15 protein-coding genes and 4 pseudogenes are annotated in these 20,141 nt (G+C 70.2%); 14 read left to right on the forward strand and 5 right to left on the reverse strand.

Going from position 1 to position 20,141, the window contains the following annotated elements:
* Positions 1-62 precede the first annotated feature (62 nt).
* The 9 genes and pseudogenes from Y694_RS12210 (at position 63) to Y694_RS12235 (ending at position 7,536) form a co-directional block, all read left to right on the forward strand.
* Positions 63-1,210, forward strand: a pseudogene (locus Y694_RS12210) (lipocalin-like domain-containing protein).
* A gap of 86 nt (positions 1,211-1,296) precedes the next feature.
* On the forward strand, positions 1,297-3,126 hold the full coding sequence (locus Y694_RS12215; RefSeq protein WP_051495741.1) for an ABC transporter transmembrane domain-containing protein: 1,830 nt from the start codon (positions 1,297-1,299) through the stop codon (positions 3,124-3,126).
* An 82-nt stretch (positions 3,127-3,208) separates the two neighbouring features.
* Positions 3,209-3,915, forward strand: a pseudogene (locus Y694_RS23440) (OmpA family protein).
* Positions 3,916-3,954: 39 nt separating this feature from the next.
* Entirely contained in the window at positions 3,955-4,806 is an 852-nt protein-coding gene (locus Y694_RS12220) for a thymidylate synthase (RefSeq protein WP_011829646.1), read from the forward strand.
* A gap of 9 nt (positions 4,807-4,815) precedes the next feature.
* The gene (locus tag Y694_RS12225) at positions 4,816-5,313 is read left to right on the forward strand and encodes a dihydrofolate reductase (RefSeq protein ID WP_036232820.1); all 498 of its coding nucleotides are present in this window, start codon (positions 4,816-4,818) and stop codon (positions 5,311-5,313) included.
* 43 nt (positions 5,314-5,356) lie between these two features.
* Positions 5,357-5,674 carry a hypothetical protein gene (locus Y694_RS27195; RefSeq protein WP_409072482.1) on the forward strand — a complete coding sequence of 106 codons (318 nt, stop codon included), beginning with the start codon at positions 5,357-5,359 and terminating at the stop codon, positions 5,672-5,674.
* Complete coding sequence (locus tag Y694_RS27200; RefSeq protein WP_409072481.1) at positions 5,637-5,726, forward strand: DUF2256 domain-containing protein; 90 nt, start codon at positions 5,637-5,639, stop codon at positions 5,724-5,726. Before Y694_RS27195 ends, Y694_RS27200 begins: the two co-directional genes overlap by 38 nt.
* A 1-nt stretch (position 5,727) precedes the next feature.
* The gene (locus Y694_RS12230) at positions 5,728-7,260 is read left to right on the forward strand and encodes a cryptochrome/photolyase family protein (RefSeq protein WP_036232821.1); all 1,533 of its coding nucleotides are present in this window, start codon (positions 5,728-5,730) and stop codon (positions 7,258-7,260) included.
* Positions 7,261-7,296: 36 nt separating this feature from the next.
* Positions 7,297-7,536, forward strand: a complete 240-nt coding sequence (locus Y694_RS12235) for a deoxyribodipyrimidine photo-lyase (protein WP_036232823.1) — start codon at positions 7,297-7,299, stop codon at positions 7,534-7,536.
* Positions 7,537-7,709: 173 nt separating this feature from the next.
* On the opposite strand, the gene Y694_RS12240 is transcribed toward Y694_RS12235, so the two are convergent.
* Complete coding sequence (locus Y694_RS12240; protein WP_310732233.1) at positions 7,710-8,555, reverse strand: L,D-transpeptidase family protein; 846 nt, start codon at positions 8,553-8,555, stop codon at positions 7,710-7,712.
* Between the two features lie 76 nt (positions 8,556-8,631).
* Positions 8,632-9,045 (reverse strand): Hsp20/alpha crystallin family protein, encoded by a 414-nt coding sequence (locus Y694_RS12245; RefSeq protein WP_231497659.1) that lies wholly within the window; start codon positions 9,043-9,045, stop codon positions 8,632-8,634.
* Positions 9,046-9,120: 75 nt separating this feature from the next.
* Here Y694_RS12245 and Y694_RS25835 point away from each other — a divergent pair.
* Positions 9,121-9,300, forward strand: a pseudogene (locus Y694_RS25835) (universal stress protein); the annotation flags it as partial.
* A gap of 150 nt (positions 9,301-9,450) precedes the next feature.
* Here Y694_RS25835 and Y694_RS26510 read toward each other — a convergent pair.
* The 3 genes from Y694_RS26510 to Y694_RS12255 are packed head-to-tail and all read right to left on the reverse strand — an operon-like array spanning position 9,451 to position 13,815.
* Entirely contained in the window at positions 9,451-9,579 is a 129-nt protein-coding gene (locus Y694_RS26510; RefSeq protein ID WP_255343810.1) for a hypothetical protein, read from the reverse strand.
* Positions 9,576-12,032, reverse strand: coding sequence for a magnesium-translocating P-type ATPase (gene mgtA, locus Y694_RS12250; RefSeq protein WP_231497660.1), 2,457 nt, complete (start codon positions 12,030-12,032; stop codon positions 9,576-9,578). The genes Y694_RS26510 and mgtA overlap by 4 nt, the downstream gene beginning before the upstream one ends.
* 7 nt (positions 12,033-12,039) lie before the next feature.
* Positions 12,040-13,815: an alpha/beta hydrolase gene (locus Y694_RS12255; protein WP_231497661.1), complete on the reverse strand. Its 1,776-nt coding sequence runs from the start codon at positions 13,813-13,815 to the stop codon at positions 12,040-12,042.
* Positions 13,816-13,918: 103 nt separating this feature from the next.
* Here Y694_RS12255 and ftsH point away from each other — a divergent pair.
* The 4 genes and pseudogenes from ftsH (at position 13,919) to Y694_RS12270 (ending at position 19,992) form a co-directional block, all read left to right on the forward strand.
* Positions 13,919-15,771 (forward strand): annotated as a pseudogene (ftsH, locus tag Y694_RS12260) (ATP-dependent zinc metalloprotease FtsH).
* Positions 15,772-16,209: 438 nt separating this feature from the next.
* The gene (locus tag Y694_RS12265) at positions 16,210-17,283 is read left to right on the forward strand and encodes an NAD(P)-dependent alcohol dehydrogenase (RefSeq protein WP_011829657.1); all 1,074 of its coding nucleotides are present in this window, start codon (positions 16,210-16,212) and stop codon (positions 17,281-17,283) included.
* A 16-nt stretch (positions 17,284-17,299) separates the two neighbouring features.
* Positions 17,300-17,713, forward strand: a complete 414-nt coding sequence (locus Y694_RS26765) for a CoA-binding protein (protein ID WP_310732234.1) — start codon at positions 17,300-17,302, stop codon at positions 17,711-17,713.
* A gap of 80 nt (positions 17,714-17,793) precedes the next feature.
* Positions 17,794-19,992: a GNAT family N-acetyltransferase gene (locus Y694_RS12270; protein WP_310732235.1), complete on the forward strand. Its 2,199-nt coding sequence runs from the start codon at positions 17,794-17,796 to the stop codon at positions 19,990-19,992.
* Positions 19,993-20,141 lie beyond the last annotated feature (149 nt).

Below are 20,141 nucleotides of genomic sequence, written 5' to 3' on the forward strand. Positions count from 1 at the left end.
GCGGCCGTCGCGGCGCGTCGCGCGGTCTCGCAGGACGCGGTGCTCGCGGTGAAGGAAGACTGGTGAACGACCAGCCCCTGCCGCTGTCGCGCCGCGCGCTGCTGCTGGCCTGTGCACCGGGCTTCGGGCTGGGCGTGGGCACCGCACGCGCGGCGCCGGTGGTGCGGGCCGGCACGCCCATCGTGCTGCCGCGCGATTTCGGCTCGCACCCTGAGTACCGCACCGAATGGTGGTACGTGACCGGCTGGCTCGAGACCGCCGCAACGCCCGAGCCCTTCGGTTTTGGCTCCGCCGAACCCTTCGGGTTTCAGATCACCTTCTTCCGGTCGCGCACCGACGTGGCGACCGCCGACCACCCGAGCCGCTTCGCCGCGCGGCAGCTGCTGTTCGCGCACGCCGCGCTCACCGATCCCCGGGCCGGCCGGCTGCGCCACGACCAGCGCATCGCCCGCGCCGGCTTCGGCATCGCCGAGGCCGCCACCACCGACACCGACGTGCGGCTGCGCGGGTGGCAACTGGTACGCGACGGCAAATCCTCTCCGAGCGCGCACCACTACCGCGCCGTGGTCGACGCCGGCACGCAGGCTTCTCCTTCGACCTGCGCCTCGACGCGACGCAGCCGGTGCTGCTGCAGGGCGACGCCAGCTATTCGCGCAAGGGCCCGGCGCCCGAGCAGGCGAGCCACTACCTCAGCGAGCCACAGCTCGCCGTCGGCGGCACGCTGCGCGTCGAGGGCCGCGCGCTCGCGGTGAGCGGCCGCGCCTGGCTCGACCACGAATGGAGCGAGGCGCTGATGCACCCCGACGCCGTGGGCTGGGACTGGGTCGGCATGAACCTCGACGACGGCGGCGCCCTCACCGCCTTCCGGCTGCGCCGCGCCGACGGCTCGGCGCTGTGGGCCGGCGGCAGCTTCCGGCCGCACGGCGGCGCGGTGCGCGCGTTCGGGCCCGACGAGGTGCGCTTCACGCCACTGCGGCGCTGGCGCAGCCCGGCCACGCAGGCCGAGTACGCGGTGGCATGGCAGCTCGACACGCCGGCCGGCTCGCACCACGTGCGCGCCCGTCTGGACGCCCAGGAGCTCGACAGCCGCGGCTCGACCGGCTCGGTCTACTGGGAGGGCCTGAGCGACCTGTTCGAGGCCTCCAGCGGCACGCGCATCGGCCGTGGCTACCTGGAAATGACCGGCTATGCGAGCCCGCTGAAGCTGTAGCCGCGCCGCGCGCAGGGCCGCAGCGTCAGGGCCCCACGGCGGGGGCTGCTTACACTGCGGGCCCCATGGCCTCTTCCACTTCCACGATGTCCCAGGCCGTCACAGGCGGCGCCGCTGCCGGCGCCGGCGCCAAGGCGCGCTCGGTCCGCCCCTTGCGCGGCCTGCTGCCCTTCCTGAAGCCCTACCGCGGCCGCATCGTGCTGGCCGGGCTGTTCCTGGTGGGGGCCGCGCTGACCACGCTGGTGTTCCCGGTGGCGCTGAAGGCGCTGATCGACCAGGGCCTCGTCAGCAGCGACCCCGGCAAGCGCGTGCTGGCGCTGCGCGGCCACTTCTTCGCGCTGTTCGGCGTGGGCGCGGCGCTGGGCGTGTTCTCGGCACTGCGCTTCTACATGGTCACCTGGCTCGGCGAGCGCATCACGGCCGACCTGCGCAACGCGGTGTATGCGCATGTGGTGAAGCAGAGCCCGCAGTTCTTCGAGACCACGCAGACCGGCGAGGTGCTGTCGCGCCTGACCACCGACACGACGCTGGTGCAGACGGTGGTGGGCTCCAGCCTCAGCATGGGCCTGCGCAACACCGTGATGGGCCTGGGCGCGCTCGTCATGCTGGTGATCACGAACCCGGTGGTGATGGCGCAGGTGCTGGGCATCCTGGTGCTGGTGGTGCTGCCGGCGCTGTGGTTCGGCCGCAAGGTGCGCAGCCTGTCGCGCGCCAGCCAGGACCGCGTGGCCGATTCGAGCGCGATCGCCGCCGAGGTGCTGAACGCCGTGCCGGTGGTGCAGAGCTACACGCAGGAGGCGCGCGAGGCGCAGCGCTTCGACGCCTCCACCGCTCGCGCCTTCGCCACCGCGGTGCGGCGCACTCGCATGCGCGCCGGGCTGGTGGCCTTCATCATCACGGCCACCTTCGGCGCGCTGCTGTGGGGCCTGTACCAGGGCACGCAGGCGGTGATCCGCGGCGAGATCAGCGCCGGCCACCTGGGCCAGACGGTGGTCTACGTGATCCTGCTGGTGAGCTCGGTGGCGGTGCTGGCCGAGGTGTGGGGCGACCTGCTGCGCGCCGCCGGCGCCAGCGAGCGGCTGATGGAACTGCTGGCCACGCGCTCGCCGATCGAGAGCCCCGCCCGGCCGCGCGCGCTGGCCGCAGCGCCGATCGGCTCGCGCGTGAGCCTGCGCGATGTGGTGTTCCGTTATCCGTCGCGCCCGCTGACGCCGGCACTGGACGGTGTGACGATCGACGTGGAGCCGGGCCAGACGGTGGCGCTGGTGGGCCCGAGCGGCGCCGGCAAGAGCACGGTGTTCCAGCTGCTGCTGCGCTACTACGACACCCAGGGCGGCACGGTGGCGATCGACGGCGTGCCGGTGCGCGAGGCCGACCTCGGCGCGCTGCGCTCGCGCATCGGCCTGGTGCCGCAGGACAGCGTGATCTTCTCGACCAGCGCGATGGAGAACATCCGCTACGGCCGACCCGAGGCGAGCGACGACGAGGTGATCGCCGCCGCGCGCGCCGCGCACGCGGACACCTTCATCCGCGCCCTGCCCGAGGGCTATGCCAGCTTCCTGGGCGAGCGCGGCGTGCGGCTGTCGGGCGGGCAGCGCCAGCGCATCTCGATCGCCCGCGCGATCCTGAAGAACGCGCCGCTGCTGCTGCTGGACGAGGCCACCAGCGCGCTCGACAGCGAAAGCGAGCGCGCGGTGCAGGCCGCGCTGGACGAGGCGATGCGCGGCCGCACGACGCTGGTCATCGCCCACCGGCTGGGCACGGTGATGCACGCGGACCGCATCGTGGTGCTCGACGCCGGGCGCGTGGTGGACAGCGGCACGCACACGGAACTGCTGGCCCGCAGCGGGCTCTACCAGCGGCTGGCGGCGTCGCAGTTCTCCGATGCGCCGGCGATGACGGTCAACGACGCCTGAGACGGGCGCGTTGTAACGAACGCTTGCAGCGCCCCCGGCGCCGCGCCGTACAAAGACGATCCTGGACCTCGAAGGAATTGCCATGACGATCACCTCCTCCCGCACCTCGATCCCCACGCTCTCGATCGTCGCGCTCACCGCGGCCGCGCTGCTGGCCAGCGGCTGCGCCAACATGAGCCAGGAGCAGCAGGACACCGCCAAGGGCGCCGGCATCGGCGCGGCCGTCGGTGCGGTGGCCGGCGTGCTGATCGGCGACAGCAAGAAAGGCGCGGCCACCGGCGCGGCGATCGGCGCGCTGGGCGGCGCGGTGGCCGGCAACGTGTGGTCCAAGAAGATGGAAGAGAAGCGCCGCGCGATGGAGCAGTCCACGCAAGGCACCGGCGTCGACGTGACGCGCACCGCCGACAACCAGCTCAAGCTCAACGTGCCGAGCGACATCTCCTTCGACACCGGCAAGTCGGCCATCAAGCCCGAACTGCGCACCGTGCTCGACAGCTTTGCCAACGGCCTGGCCAACGACCCGGCGCTGCAGGTGCGCGTGATCGGCCACACCGACAGCACCGGCAGCGACGCGATCAACAACCCGCTGTCGGTCGACCGCGCGCAGAGCGTGCGCGACTATCTGCCGGCCGTGGCATCCAGCCGGCACGCATCGAGACCTCGGGCCGCGGCTCGCACGAGCCGATCGCCGACAACACCAGCGAGGCCGGGCGCGCGAAGAACCGCCGCGTGGAGATCCTGCTGCGCGAGCCGGAACAGGCCGGCGCCCCGGCCGCCCCGAAGTCCTGACCCGGCGCGGCCGCGGGGCCCGCTGCCTACAATCTGCAGATGTCAGCTCTTCCTTCCCCCTCGCCCCGCCCCGCCCGCTCCCAGTACGAGGACTTCCTGCGCCACGTGCGCGACCACGGTGTGGTCAAGGCCGACCGCACCGGCACCGGCACCACCAGCGTGTTCGGCCACCAGATGCGCTTCGACCTGCGCGAGGGCTTCCCGCTGGTCACGACCAAGAAGGTCCATCTCAAGAGCATCGTCCTCGAACTGCTGTGGTTCCTGCGCGGCGACGGGAACGCCACTTGGCTGCAGGAACGCGGCGTGACGATCTGGGACGAGTGGGCCGCGCCCGACGGCGACCTCGGACCGGTCTATGGCGTGCAGTGGCGCAGCTGGCCCACGCCGGACGGCGGCCACGTCGACCAGATCGCCGAGGTAGTGAAGCAGCTCAAGACCAACCCTGATTCGCGGCGCATCATCGTCAGCGCGTGGAACGTGGCCGACTTGCCGAAGATGGCACTGATGCCCTGCCACGCCTTCTTCCAGTTCTACGTGGCGCCCGGCGACTCGCCTTCGGCTCGGGGTCGGCTGTCGTGCCAGCTCTACCAGCGCAGCGCCGACATCTTCCTCGGCGTGCCCTTCAACATCGCCAGCTACGCGCTGCTGACGCACATGCTGGCGCAGCAGTGCGACCTGGAGGTGGGCGACTTCGTCTGGACCGGCGGCGACTGCCACATCTACAGCAACCACCGCGAGCAGGTCGAGCTGCAGCTCTCGCGCGCGCCGCGCCCCTACCCCACGCTGCAGATCAAGCGCCGGCCGCCGTCGATCTTCGACTACGCCTACGAGGACTTCGAGATCATCGGCTACGACCCGCACCCGGCCATCAAGGCGCCGGTCGCGGTCTGAGACCTCCCGATGGAACTCTGGCTGATCGCCGCGGTGGCGCGCGACGGCGCCATCGGCCGTGCCGGAACGATGCCGTGGCACCTGCCGCAGGACCTGGCTCACTTCAAGCGCACGACGCTGGGCTGTCCGGTGGTGATGGGCCGCAAGACCTGGGAGTCGTTGCCGCCGCATTTCCGGCCTCTGCCGGGCCGCCGCAACGTGGTGGTGACGCGCAATGCCGCCTGGCAGGCCGACGGCGCCGAGGCCGCGCCCTCGCTCGACGCCGCGCTCGAGCGCCTGCGCGAAGCGGAGCGGGTGTTCGTCATCGGCGGCGGTGAGCTCTACGCCCAGGCGCTGCCGCGCGCCGACGGACTGGTGCTGACCGAGGTCGACATCGGCGTGCCGGACGCCGACACGCACTTCCCGGCCTGGGACCGCAATGCCTTCTCCGAAGCCGCGCGCGAAAGCCACACCGACGGCGCGCCCTGGCCCTATCACTTCGTGCGCTACGAGCGCATCCGTCGCTGAAGCGCCGCGACGCCGTCGCTGGAATGTCTGGCTGCCGGTCGGGATGAGCAACGCCGCAGGAGCTGCGCTGTCCAAGGGACTGACCGAGCAACTTCCCAAGACGTCGTTCGGCTTCGCAGTTCAGGCCGTCGACGGCGGCAAGCACAACGCTTGCGCAACGCCCCTGCTCCAGCTTCGACCGCCTCCGGATGGCATCCTTCGGAGCCCGCACAGTCGATTCGGAGTTCGGTTCGGGCTCGCCGCCAATGACATCGTCCACCCCCGCATTCCGCGGCAACAAGGCCGCCCTGCCCAGCAAGCCTTGCGTGGCCTGCGGCCGGCCGATGAGCTGGCGCCGTCGCTGGGCGCGCACCTGGGATGAGGTGAAGTTCTGCTCCGACGCCTGCCGGCGCGCCAAGGGAACCCGTGACTGAGATGCGCCACCTGGTCGTGGTGCTGGGCGATCAGCTGGATCTGCACGCTGCGGCGTTCGACGGCTTCGACGCAGCACGCGACGCGGTGTGGATGGCCGAGGTGGCCGAGGAATCGGCGCATGTGTGGTCAAGCCAACCGCGCACGGTGATGTTCCTCGCCGCGATGCGCCACTTCGCGCTCGCCCTGCGTGCGGCCGGGCGAGCCTTGCATTACGCCGCGCTGGACGATCCCGCCACGCACGGCAGCCTGCAGGCGCAGCTGCACGCCGACATCGAACGCCTGCGCCCCACCGGCCTCGTGATGACGGCCCCAGGCGACTGGCGCGTGCTGCAGGCGATCAAGTGCGTGGCGCAGGAGCAGGGCCTGCCGCTCGAGATCCGCGAGGACCGCCATTTCTACGGCAGCGTGCGCGAGTTCGCGGCCCACGCGCGCGGCCGCAAGGCGCTGCGCATGGAGTACTTCTACCGCGAGATGCGCAAGCGCCACGGCGTGTTGATGCACGGAGACGAGCCCGAGGGCGGCCAGTGGAATTTCGATGCCGACAACCGCGAGGCCTTCGGTGCCGCCGGCCCGGGCGCCGTGCCGCCGCGTGCGGTGTTCGAGCCCGATGCGCTCACGCGCGAGGTGATCGCGCTGGTCGAGAAGCGCTTCGGCACCCATCCCGGCCGACTCGATGGCTTTGCCTGGCCGGTGACGCGTGCACATGCACTCGTCGCGCTGCAGCGCTTCATCACCGAGCGCCTGCCGCTGTTCGGCCGCTACCAGGACGCCATGTGGCCCGGCGAACCCTGGCTGTACCACGCCCACCTGGCGGCCGCGCTGAACCTGAAGCTGCTGAATCCGCGCGAGGTCGTGGACGCGGCCGTAGCGGCCTACCGCGGGGGCGCCGCGCCGCTGGCCGGCGTGGAAGGCTTCGTGCGCCAGATCCTCGGCTGGCGCGAGTACGTGCGCGGCATCTACTGGACCCGCATGCCGGGCTATGCCGAGCTCAATGCACTGGACGCCTGCGAGGACCTGCCCGCCTGGTACTGGACCGGCGACACCGAGATGGCCTGCCTGCGCGACGCGATCACGCAGACGCTGCAGCACGGCTACGCGCACCACATCCAGCGCCTGATGGTCACCGGCCTGTACGCGCTGATGCTGGGCGTGCAGCCGCAGCAGGTGCACGCCTGGTACCTGGCGGTGTACGTGGACGCCGTCGAATGGGTGGAACTGCCCAACACCCTGGGCATGAGCCAGTACGCGGACGGCGGGCTGATGGCCAGCAAGCCCTACGTGGCGACCGGCAAGTACATCCAGCGCATGAGCCCGCACTGCCAGGGCTGCCGCTACGACCCCGCCCAGCGCACAGGCGAGAAGGCCTGCCCGTTCACCACGCTGTACTGGGATTTCCTGATGCGTCACGAGGCGACGCTGGCCGGCAATCCGCGCATGGTGCTGCAGGTGAAGAACGTGGCGCGTCTGGACGACGCGCAGAAGCAGGCGATCCGCGAGCGCGCAGTGGCCATCCGCAACGGCGCGGTCGCGTGAGCCGGGCCATTGTCTGGTTCAAACGGCGACCTGCGCGTGGCAGACCACGCGCCGCCGGCCGAGGCAGCGCGCGGCGACGCCGCGCGGGCGCTCTTCATCGTCGAACCCGCTTGGCTGACCAGCCCCGAATCCCACCCGCGGCGCGAGGCCTGGTTGCTGAAATGCCGGGTGGCACTGCGCGACGCCCTCGCCGCGCGAGGCCTGCCGCTGCCGGTGCGCACCGGCGAGGCGGTGGATGGTCCTGGTCGGGGTTTCAGCGACGACCTCGACCGGTAGCACGGCGACGAGGAGCCCGAGACACATGGCTGACAAGGCCCGCTTCCAGCATCCGGCGGCTGCAACGCGACGTCGAAGCCAACCTGCAAAGCGTGGCCGTGAGGAGAGACCTCCTCGACGAGGTCGATCGCCCACGTGCGGTCTTGCAACGCGCCGGGGTCACCACGCCCTGATCAGTGCCCGCTGCCCTCTCGATCCACGACCACGAGCCAGCGTCCCGCCCAGGGCGTCATGAGTCGGTCGGAACGCAGGACCCAGAAGCTCTCGCCGCGGGCGACGGCCGCGTCGTAGTCGGCATCGAGCACGCCGTGACGATCGAGAAAGCGGTTCAGGCTGGCGGCGATGCGGATGCAGCCTTTGGACTGCTGCGTGCCCAGGCGCGGTTCGAGCCGCTGCGGATCGGTGGCGTGCACCTGCAGGCGCATCTGCCCCCATCCACCGCCGCCCCACCCGCGCCAGCCCTGCTGCCATCCAAAGTCGAAGACGCGCATGCCGCGCGCGCCGTAGCCGCAGATGCCCTGCGCATTGGGCGTGCCTTCGGCACGGAAGTCGGGATTGGCCAACGTGTGAGGGAAGACCCCCAGCGGCGTCTCGAAATGGTCGTACCCTGAGGCGCGTCCGGTGGACACGGGACTGGCGCCGACCACGCGCGCCGCGTCGAATCCACCCTGCGGCGGCAGCCACCACAGCACGGCGGCCTGTGCATGCGGCGCACGGTCGACCATGAGCACGAACTGTCCGTCTGGCACAGCCACCCCGGCGACCGCGAAAGCCCGCTGCAGCAGGCCGCGCCATTCGATCACCTCTTGCGCGCCGGGCGCCAGGCGGCGGTCCACCTCAGCAACGAAGACGTCGGCCAACGGCGTCGAGGTCGGCGGGCCATCGTCGACCTCGACGTCCCCGGCCGCTGCGGCGCCGGACGCCATCGCCATCGCGAGCGAAAGGCCCCACACCGCCGTTTCGGTCAACCGCGGCAATGCCTTCGCGGCCGAGCCGAACGCGAGGTGCGGCTGTTTCAAAAGCCACCGGACTCGCGCAGGCGACGCAGCAGTTCTTCGCTCGGAGGTACGTCGTCGAGGCACATGGTGACCTCGACTACTGGATCGCGATGACGCGGGAGCCGGCACCGTCGCGCTTGGGCAGGGTCAGCTTCAGCACGCCATCTTCCAGCTTCGCGACAACCGCCTTGTCGTCGATCTCGTGCGCCAGCGAGAACCCGCGCGATGCGCTGCCGTAGTAGGTTTCCTTCAGTAGCGAGCGGCCGGACTTCTCCTCCTTCTCCTTGCGCACTTCGGCGCTGATGGAAACGTAGTTGCCGTCGACCGAGACGCGGATGTCATCCTTCTTCGCGCCAGGAATCGATGCGCGAACGTGGTAGTCCTTGTCGTTCTCGGTGACGTCGACTTTGATCTCGGCCGGCATGTCGGCCGCCAACGAGGTGGGCACGGTGCGCGCGAAGCGGCGGAAGAACTCGGGGAAGAAATCGTCGAGGCGGGCGAGGTCATTCATGGTCAGCTCCATTGGTTGAGTCGCTGCACGACACGCAGCGGCAAGGTCAGTCTAGGATTCGCTCCGGCGCACGGCTTGCGCCAGGTCAAGCCAACCGAACGAGCGGGCGGCAGCCGCGACCTGCCTGTCGTCGGCCATCCGGCCGGAGAGATCGCATCGCTGGTCGACAAGGAGCAGCCGGACCTGTTTGGGATGGGCTCGCACGGCCACGGCGTGTTCGCCGGGTTGGTGCTTGGCTCGGTCGGCACCGGCGTCCTGGACCGCTGCATAACGGCAGCGTTGCTCTCGGTGGCCTCGCAGCCGATGAACCTGCTGCTTGCCCGCCGCCCGCCTTGCGCTCCGTCAAGCTGCGCAAGCGCCGGAACCCTGCGGGCAATCCGGCGTGCTGGATGCCACGACCCGCCATCAACGCGGATCGGCCGCCGGGATGGGCAACGTGCGATCTTGCGGAAACGAGACGCGCTGGAACGCGCCGAGTGCATGCTTGGCCAGCTCGACTGCGGCCAGATAGGAAAGCGTCAGCGCGACGATCATCGCCAGCGCCGGCAACGGCAGTGGCACGAAGCCGAAGGCATCGGCCAGGGGAGCCACGGCATCGCCACCGCCAGCGCCGTGATCGCGAGGCTGCTCGCCGCCAGCCAGGCAGAGGGCCGATCGCGCCACGCGGCGTGCGGCGTGCGGATCAGGAAGATGACCAGGACCTGCGTGGCCATCGACTGCACGAACCACGCGCTCTGGAAGACGGCGGCCGGGACGTGCAGAACGAGCACCATCAGCGCGAACGCGGCGAGGTCGAATACCGAGCTCAGCGTGCCGAAGCACAACATGAAGTTGCGGATCTCGGCGACATCCCAGCGCTGCGGCACGAACAGTTGGGCGACGCTCACGCGGTCGGTCGGGATCGCGAGTTCCGACAGGTCGTAGAGGAAGTTGTTGAGCAGGATCTGCACCGGCCGCATCGGCAGGAACGGCAGGAACACCGCGGCGGCTGCCATGCTGACCATGTTGCCGAAGTTGGAACTGGTGGCCATCTTCACGTACTTGCCGACGTTGACCACGGTGCGCCGGCCTTCACGCAAACCGTCGCACAGCACCGCGAGGTCTTGCTCCAGGAGAACCAGATCGGCCGCCTGCTTGGCGACGTCGACTGCGCCGTCGACCGAGATGCCGACGTCGGCCGAGTGCAGCGGCGGCGCGTCGTTGATGCCGTCGCCGAGGTAGCCGACGACATGCCCGCCGGCCTGAAGCGCGCGCACGATGCGGTTCTTCTGCTCCGGTGTCACGCGGCAGAACAAGGTGGCATCGGACGCCGCGGCGCGCAGCGCATGGTCGTCGAGTGCGGCGATCTGCGTGCCGGTCAACACGCCGCCAAGCGGCAGGGACAGCGCGCCGCACAGGTGCCGGGCCACGGCTTCGTGGTCGCCGGTGACGATCTTCACCGCCACGCCGTGCGCCCGCAGCGAGCGCAGCGCCTCGGCCGCAGACGCCTTGGGCGGATCGGTGAACGCGACGAAGCCGGCAAAGATGAAGTCGTGTTCGTCGCGCGCCGTGACATCCGTCGTTGCGTTGTCGATACACCGCGTGGCCACGGCCAGCAGGCGCAGGCCCTGCTCGCCGCACTGCGCAAACAGGCGTTCGATGGAGATACGGCGCGCTGCGTCTAACGCCGCGATGCCCGAACCCTGCTCGACACCCACGCACAGGCGCAAGATGTCTTCCGGCGCACCTTTGGCCACGAGCAGCCGGGAGCCCGCGCGCTCGACCAGCACCGAGACCCGGCGCCGCTCGAAGTCGAAGGGCACTTCATCGAGCTTGCGCCAGCCCGCTGCATCGAGCTGGCCGTGGGCAAGGATGGCGTCGTCCAGCGGGCTCTTCAGCCCGGTCTCGAAGTGGCTGTTGAGCCACGCCAGTTCGAGCACGCGCGAGCTCGGCTGGCCTTCGGCATCGAGCGCACGCTCGACGCGCAAGCGCGCCTCGGTCAGGGTCCCGGTCTTGTCGGTGCACAACACGTCCATCGCGCCGAGGTCCTGCACCGCGGCGAGCCGCTTGACGACAACCTTGCGGCGCGCCAAGCGCGCGGCACCGCGGGCCAGTGTCACCGACACGATCATCGGCAGCAGCTCCGGCGTCAGGCCCACGGCCAGCGCGACCGCGAAGAGGAAGGATTCCAGCATCGGCCGCTGGTTCAGCAGGTTGACGAAAACGACGGCCAGTACCAGCGCCACCGTGGCACGCGTCAGCAGTAGACCGAAGCGACGCGTCGCGCGTTCGAAGGCTGTCGGCGGCGGCGCCTGCGCGAGGCGATGCGCCAGCCGGCCCAGCTCTGTCTGCCGCCCGGTCGCGCACACCAGCACGCGGGCCGATCCGCTGACCACACTGCTGCCCATCAGGGCGGCGTGCGGGCAGCCGAGTGCGACCTGCTCGGTCCCGGCAGTAGCGCGCGGCCGCTTCTCGACAGGGAACGCCTCGCCCGTCAGAGACGCCTCGTTGACGAAGAAGTCATTCGCCTCCAGCAACCGCCCATCGGCAGGCACCAGGTTACCGGCAGCCAGCATGACGCAGTCGCCAGGAACCAGGCGTGACGCCGGCAGCTCGACCTCGCGCCCATCGCGCCAGGCCCGCACGCGCAAGGCCACCGAACGTTGCAGTGCCTCAACGGCGCGTCCCGCGCGATGCTCCTGGAACAGGTCGAGGCAGATGCTCGCCAGCACCACCGCAGTGACAAGACCGAAGCTGATCGCATCGCCGGTCGCGGCGGCGATCCCCGAGGCCACCAGCAGCACCAAAGTCAGCGGTTCCAGCAGGCGCGTGGCGACGCGGCGGACGAACGATGACCCTTTGGCCTGCTCGAGCCGGTTCTCGCCATGGCGGCGCAGGCGCGCGGCTGCCTGGCGCTGCGTCAAGCCTCGCGGGGTCGTGTGCAGCGTCGCCAGCAGCCGGTCGAGCGGCAACAGCCACCAAGTCGCGGGCGCCTTGTGCTGCACCACCGGAGACTCAGCGCATCAGCACGTACTGCCCCGGCGCATCCGCCAGCACGGCATAGCCCTGCGCGGCCGCGCCGACGGCCGGTGGCGTGACCAGACGGCCGGAGCGGCTCGCCAGCCAGCGTTGCCACTCGGGCCACCAGGAGCCGGGCTTTGCCTCGGCCTGCGCGAGATACAGGTCGGGGTCGATGTACTTGCCATCCGCGGCGCGGGTGCGTACGCGGTAGTGCCGGTGGGGATGGCCCGGCGGGCTGACGACGCCGACGTTGTGGCCACCGCTGGTCAGCACGAAGGTCAGTTCGGTGTCGGTCAGCACGTGCAGCTTGTAGACCGAGCGCCACGGCGCGACATGGTCCGTCTCGGTGCCGAGGCAGAACACGGGCACGTGCACGTCGCCCAGCGCGACCGGCTTGCCGGCCACACGGAAGCGCACAGCGGCCAGATCGTTGCGCAGGAAGAGGCGCTTCAGATACTGAGCGTGCATGCGGTAGGGCATGCGGGTGGCGTCCTGGTTCCAGGCCATCAGGTCGGTCATGGGCGCGCGCTCACCCATCAGGTAGTCGCGCACACCGCGCGACCAGATCAGATCGTTGGAGCGCAGAATCTGGAAGGCGCCGGCCATCTGGTCGCTGGCGAGGTAGCCGCGATCGAACATGATGTCCTCGAGAAAGGCCACCTCGCTGTCGTCGATGAAAAGGGCGATCTCGCCCGGCTCGGTGAAATCGGTCTGCGCGGCCAGCAGCGTCAGCGAGGCGAGGCGCTCGTCGCCGTCGCGCGCCATCGCGGCGGCGCCGATCGCCAGCAGCGTGCCGCCCAGGCAGTAGCCGACGGCATGCACGCGGCGTTTCGGCACGATCGCGCCGACCGCGTCGAGCGCGTCGTACAAACCCATGCGCAGGTAGTCCTCCATGCCGTAGTCGCGCTCGGCTTCGCCCGGGTTCTTCCACGACACGCAGAACACCGTGTGGCCTTGATCGACGAGATACCGGATCAGCGAGTCGTGCGGCGACAGGTCGAGCACGTAGTACTTCATGATCCACGCGGGCACGATCAGGATCGGCTCGGGATGCACCTTCGGCGTGGTCGGCGTGTACTGGATCAGCTCGACGAGCGAATTGCGCAGCACGACCTTTCCCGGCGTAGTGGCCAGGTTCCCACCGACGCCCCAAGCCTCGCTGCCCGCGCTCGGGCGGCCCGCCTTCAGGCGCTCCCAATCGTCCCACCAGTGCCCGGCGCCCTGCGCCAGGTTGGCGCCGAGGGTGGCGAGCGTGCGCTGCAGCACCAGCGGATTGGTGGCGACGAAATTGCTCGGTGAGCACAGGTCCAGCAGTTGGCGGGTGATGAAGGTCACCACCTCCTCATGGTGCTTCGAGACGCCGCGCACTCCGGTGGTGGCGTTGTGCCACCATTGTTGGGTGAGCAGGAACGACTGCGAGATCAGGTTGAACGGCCACTGGTGCCAGGCCGGGTCGGCGAAGCGCCTGTCCTGCGGCAGCGGCTCGATGCAGCAGGGCGCTTCGGGGCTCGTTGCATGCGCGAGGTACAAGGCGAGCCGAAGCGCCTTGCGCCAGGCTTTGTGCACCAGCTCGGCCTGCTTGGCCGGCGACAGCGCCAGGTGCGACAACCAGTCGACATAGGCGAGCAGCAGCGCCGACGGCGAGACGCCGCGCGTGGCGTGCCCGAGTTGCGCGTGCAGCCAGCGATCGAACCCTTCGGTGGGCTCACCCACGGGAATGTCCAGCACCGGCGGCGCTCGAGCTGCGTCGACCTCGATCTGCTGAGTCATGGTCCGTCCCATCCATCCAGCACGTCACTGTAGGGACGGCCGGCGCGACCGCCATTGACGCAGCGCAAGCGGACCCCCCTGGCGCGCGGCGAGACTGGCTGCCGTGAAGATCCCCTTCGATCGCTGGCTCGGCTGGCCCACGCTGCTCCTGCTGCTGCTCGGCCTCTGGTTGCTGGGAAGCATCTTGCGCGACCAGCGCACCGTCGAGGCGGTGCCTTACAGCGTGTTCGAGCAGTACCTGCGCGACGGCCAGTTGACCGATGTGCAGGTCGGCGACCAGGTGATCAGCGCCAGGTTCACCTCGCCTCACGACGGCAAGGCGACCGTCGTCGCCGAGCTGGTCGAACCGGCGATGGCCGAGCGCCTGTCGCACTATGGCGTGTCGTACCGGCGCGTGCGCGAATCGAACTGGCTCTCCCAACTGTTGTCGTGGATGGCCGGGCCGCTGCTGTTGCTCGGATTCTGGTACTTCATGAGCCGCCGCATCGACGGGCAACAGGGCGGCGCCGGCTTCCTGGGCATCGGCCGCAGCCATGCCAAGGTCTACATGGAGAAGTCCACCGGTGTGCGCTTCGACGACGTCGCCGGCGTCGACGAGGCCAAGGCCGAGCTGCAGGAGATCGTCGAATTTCTGAGGGACCCGAAGGCGCACGGGCGACTCGGCGCCCGCATGCCCAAGGGCGTGCTGCTGATGGGGCCTACCGGGACCGGCAAGACGCTGCTGGCGCGTGCGGTGGCTGGCGAGGCCGGGGTGCCGTTCTTCTCGATCAGCGGCTCCGAGTTCATCGAAATGTTCGTCGCGTCGGTGCGGCGCGCGTGCGCGATCTGTTCGAGCAGGCTCGTGCCGCGGCGCCGGCGATCATCTTCATCGATGAGTTGGACGCGCTCGGCAAGGCGCGCGGCATGGGCGGGCTGGTGGGCGGCCACGACGAGCGTGAGCAGACACTGAACCAGTTGCTGGTCGAGCTCGACGGCTTCGATCCGAGCGTCGGGGTGGTGCTGCTCGCGGCGACGAACCGGCCCGAGATCCTCGACCCAGCGCTGTTGCGCGCCGGCCGCTTCGACCGCCAGGTGCTCGTGGACCGGCCCGACAGGTCGGGTCGGCGCGCGATCCTGCGGGTGCACGCTGCGAAGGTCCGCCTCGCGCCCGATTGGGACCTCGATCAGGTGGCCGCGATCACGGTCGGATTCGCCGGCGCGGACCTGGCGAACCTCGTCAACGAGGCGGCCCTGGTCGCGACGCGCCGGCGGGCGGATGCCGTGACGCTGGCCGATTTCACCATCGCGATCGAGCGCATCGTGGCCGGCATCGAGAAGAAGCACGGCCTGCTCGGGGAGGACGAGAAGCGTCTCGTCGCCTACCACGAGCTGGGGCACGCACTGACCGCACTCGCACTGCCAAGCACCGACCGAGTGCAGAAAGTGTCGATCGTGCCGCACGGCATCGGCGCGCTCGGCTACACGCTGCAGCGCCCGAGCGAGGACCGTCACCTGCAGCGGCGCACAGAACTGATCGACCGGCTGACCGTGCTGCTTGGCGGCCGGGCGGCGGAGGAACTCGTCTTCGGAGAACCGTCGACCGGCGCCGCGGACGATCTGGCGCGCGCCACCGGGATGGCGCGCGACATGGTGCTGCGCTTCGGCATGGACGAGGGCCTCGGGCCGGTGGCCTACGCCGATGCGCCAGCGAGTCCCTTGGTCGGTCTGCCCGCCATGTCGACTCTGTCCGAGCGCGCCAGCCCGGCCACCGCCGAACGCATCGATGCGGCCGTGCAGGCGCTGCTCGGCCACGCCCGGCAACGCGCCACCGAGATCCTGCGCGACAACCGCGAGATGCTGGACCGCACGGCTGCAGCGCTGATGGCGCAGGAGACGCTCGACGAAGAGGCCCTGCTGGCGCTGACGGCAGGCCTGCGTGCGGCTGGGCGTCCAGCCGCAATCCGGCAGGTCGCCTGAAGACAGATCGTCGCGGTCGATCACACAGTGTTGCGCAGCGATGCTGCGCGTTATCGGCGTCGTCGCGATGTGTTGTCGTCGCCCCTCCGTCCTGTTCCCATGGCGAGACCGCCAGAAACAGGAGGAGCAAGAGATGAGCGCTGGTGCCATCGCCGCGGACCTGGGCTACCAGCTGCGCTTCCACTCGCTCTTCCACGAAGGCCGCGGCTGCGTTTCCCGTGCGACGCCGCCGGCAGGTCGACCTGGGAACCTTGAGCCCGCACGCGCTCAGCAACTACTTCTACGCCCGCAAGGTAATCGGCCGGGAACCCGCGATGCCCGCCATCGAGTCGACGATGCACCGACGCCGCCTGGGCGGCGGAATTCTTGACCGGGCGCAAGCCGGCCGCACGGCAGTTGCGAACAATGCGAAGCACCGCCCACCTCGAGGAGTCAGCCATGCCCAAGATGAAAGCCGCCGTCTTCGTCGAGCCGGGACGCATCGTCCTCGAGGACAAGCCGATTCCGGACATCGGTCCGCTCGATGCGCTGGTGCGCATCACCACCACGACCATCTGCGGCACCGACGTCCACATCCTGAAGGGCGAGTACCCGGTCGCCCGCGGCCTCACCGTCGGTCACGAACCCGTGGGGGTGATCGAGAAGCTCGGTTCGGCCGTCGAGGGCTACGAGGAAGGGCAGCGCGTCGTCGCGGGCGCCATCACGCCCAGCGGCTGGAGCAATGCCTGCCTCTGCGGTGCTTGCTCGCAGGACGGCGCGGGAACCGCGCACGGGTGGAAGCCGATGGGTGGCTGGCGCTTCGGCAACACCATCGACGGCTGCCAAGCCGAGTACGTGCGCGTGCCCGACGCCATGGCCAACCTGGCGAGGGTGCCCGACGGCCTCACCGACGAGCAGGTGCTGATGTGCCCCGACATCATGTCGACCGGCTTCGGCGGCGCCGAAAGTGCAGGCATCCGAATCGGTGACATTGTGGCGGTGTTTGCTCAAGGCCCGATCGGGCTTTGCGCAACAGCCGGCGCGAAGCTGTGCGGTGCCAGCGTCGTGATCGGCGTGGACCGGCTGCCCGAGCGTCTGGCGATGGCTCGGCGCATGGGGGCCGATCATGTCATCGATGCCTCGCGGGTCGATCCGGTCGAGGAGATCGCACGGCTGACCGGTGGGCGCGGCGTCGACGTGGCGATCGAGGCGCTGGGGACACAGCAGACTTTCGAGTCGTGCTTGCGGGTTCTGCGTCCCGGTGGCACGCTGTCCAGTCTGGGCGTGTACTCCACCGACCTGAAGATTCCACTCGGCGCCTTTGCTGCGGGGTTGGGCGATCACAAGATCGTGACGACGCTGTGCCCGGGCGGCAAGGAACGCATGCGGCGGCTGATGTCGGTGATCGAGCGCGGGCGCATCGATCTGGGCGCCATGGTCACGCACCGCTACCGGCTCGACGACATCGAGACCGCCTACGAGCTCTTCGGTCAGCAGCGCGATGGCGTGCTGAAGATCGCGATCACGCCGTGAAGCACCGGGTTCGCGCGTGACCGTCCGCAACCTCGATGCCCTGCTGCGGCCTTCGTCGGTCGCCGTCATCGGAGCTTCCGATCGCATTGGCAGCGTCGGCGGTACCGTATGGCGGAACCTGCGCGCGGGCGGTTTCCAGGGGCCGGTGCTGGCCGTGAACCCGCACCACGCGGTCCTGGACGGACAGCCCGTGGTCCCAAACATCGGGGCCCTCCTCCTGGTGCCGGACTTGGCCGTGCTCTGCACACCTCCGGAAACGCTGCCTCCACTCGTCGCCGAGCTCGGCGCACGCGGTACACGCGCCGCGATCGTGATGACCGCGGGCCTCGATGCCATGCGGAAGCAGGCGCTGCTGGACGCCGCGCGGCCGCATCTGCTGCGCGTACTGGGGCCCAACTGCCTCGGTCTGCTCACACCCGCCATCGGCTGAACGCGAGCTTCGCTCACGCCGACGCGCTGCCCGGAGACATCGCCTTCGTCTCGCAATCGGGCGCGCTCGTCACCGCCGTTCTGGATTGGGCCCGATCGCGGCGCCTCGGCTTCTCGCATCTCGTCTCGCTCGGCGAACATGCCGACGTCGACTTCGGCGACCTGCTCGACTACCTGGCGAGCGACCCGCAGACGCGCTCCATCCTGCTCTACATCGAGAGCATCGAGTCACCGCGCAAGTTCATGTCCGCGGCGCGTGCGGCCGCGCGCAACAAGCCGGTCGTCGTCGTGAAGGCCGGGCGTGCCGGCAACGGCATCCATGCCGCCGCATCGCACACCGGGGCTTTGGCCGGCTCGGACGTCGTGTTCGATGCGGCGATCCGCCGCGCCGGCATGCTGCGCGTGGACACGCTGCAGGAACTCTTCACGGCCGCGGAGACGCTGGCGCGCTTTCGCGGCGGCCACGACGGTACCCTGACCATCGTGACCAACGGCGGCGGCGCCGGCGTGATGGCCGCCGATGCGGCCTCGCTCGCCGGCATCCCGCTGCGCGAGCTCGGCCCCGAGCTGCTTAGCCGGCTCGACGCCGGGCTGCCGGCCACCTGGTCGCACGCCAATCCGATCGACATCATCGGCGACGCGCCCGTGCAGCGTTACACCGACACATTGCGGGCGCTGCTCGCCGATCGCGACACCGGCGCGGTGCTGTTCCTGCATGCGCCCACCGCGATCGTGCGCAGCGACGACATCGCGCGTGCCTGCGCGCCGATCGTGCGCCCCGATGCCGATCGCGTGATGGCATGCTGGCTCGGGGACGCCGCCGTGACCGACGCGCGGCGCATCTTCGAGGAGGCCGGCGTGGCCGACTACGCGACCCCCGAAGAGGCCGTGCATGCGTTCGCCAGCGTCGTGACCTACCGCCGCAACCAGGCCCTTCTGACCGAGGCACCGACGGCCAGCGAGAACGGACCGCCCGCTGTCGACGCGGCCCGCACCGTCATCGCGCGCGCGCTCGACGCCGGCCGCGAGATGCTCGACGAGTCGGAGGCCAAGGCCGTGTTGGTCGCCTACGGCATTCCGGTGGTAAAGACATTGGCCGTCGACGCGTCGGCCGATGCCGCAGAGGATGCAGCGCGGACACTGGGCTATCCGGTGGCGCTGAAAATCCGCTCGCGCGACATCAGCCACAAGTCGGATGTCGGCGGTGTCGCCCTCGACTTGTGCGACGGAGCGGCAGTGCGCGACGCCACCGACAGCATGCTCTCGCGCATCCGCGGGAGCCGGCCGCAGGCACGCATCGACGGCTTCACGGTCCAGGCGATGGGGAAGCGGCCGCTGGCGCAGGAGCTGATCGTCGGCGCCAGCATCGACCCGCTGTTCGGGCCGGTGATCCTGTTCGGCCAGGGCGGCACCGCGGTCGAGGTGCTCGCCGACCGCGCGGTGGCGCTGCCGCCGCTGAACCGCGTCCTAGCGCACGAGGCAATCGGGCGCACGCGGGTGGCCAAGCTGCTTGCCGGCTACCGCGACCATCCGCCGGCGAAGCTCGACGCGATCGCCGACGTGCTGGTCGCGGTCTCGCAGATGCTCGCCGACCTGCCGCAGATCGCCGAGCTCGACATCAATCCGCTGTGGGCCGACGCCGACGGCGTGCTGGCGCTCGACGCACGGCTGCGCGTGAGCCGCACGCCGTGCGCCGGCGCGCAGCGGTTCGCCATCGCGCCCTACCCTGCCGAGCTCGCCGAGACCGTGGCGTGGCGCGGCCGCGAGTTGCTGCTGCGCCCGATCAGGCCGGAAGACGAGGCGCGCCACCGCGCATTCTTCGAGCAAGTCGAGCCCCGCGACTTGCGCCTGCGCTTCTTCAGCAGCCGACGCGAGTTGCCGCGCAGCGAGTTGGCGCGCCTGGTCCAGATCGACTACGCACGCGAGATGGCCTTCATCGCACTTCTCGCGCCCGCCCGCGGCGGCGCGCCCGAGACCGTCGGTGTGGTGCGCGTCGTGTGCGACCCGGACAACGTCGAGGCCGAGCTCGCGATCCTCGTGCGCTCGGACCTGAAGCATCAGGGCCTGGGCCATCTGTTGCTGGACAAGGCGATCCGCCATCTGCGCGGGCACGGGACGCAGCGCGTCGTCGCCGACGTTCTGCACGAGAACGCCGCGATGCGCGAGCTGGCGCGCAGCCACGGCTTCACGGCTGAACCGGGGCAGGATTCGACGGCGTCAATGCGCCTGGTGCGAGAACTGGCAGCCGACCGCGGCGCGCCGATCACGGTCCACCCATGAGACCCGAGGCGCTTTCGACCTTCGCCGCGGCAAAGACCGGGGCGCAAGCAGCGCCCTTCGCCGCTGGCGAACGCATCGTCGCCGCACTCCAGCGCAAGCTGGGCGCGCGCCTCGTCGAGACCCACATCTCGTGGGTGCTGCTCGGTGCC

Source organism: Methylibium sp. T29-B (assembly GCF_000576225.1).
Classification (GTDB): Bacteria; Pseudomonadota; Gammaproteobacteria; order Burkholderiales; family Burkholderiaceae_C; genus Methylibium; species Methylibium petroleiphilum.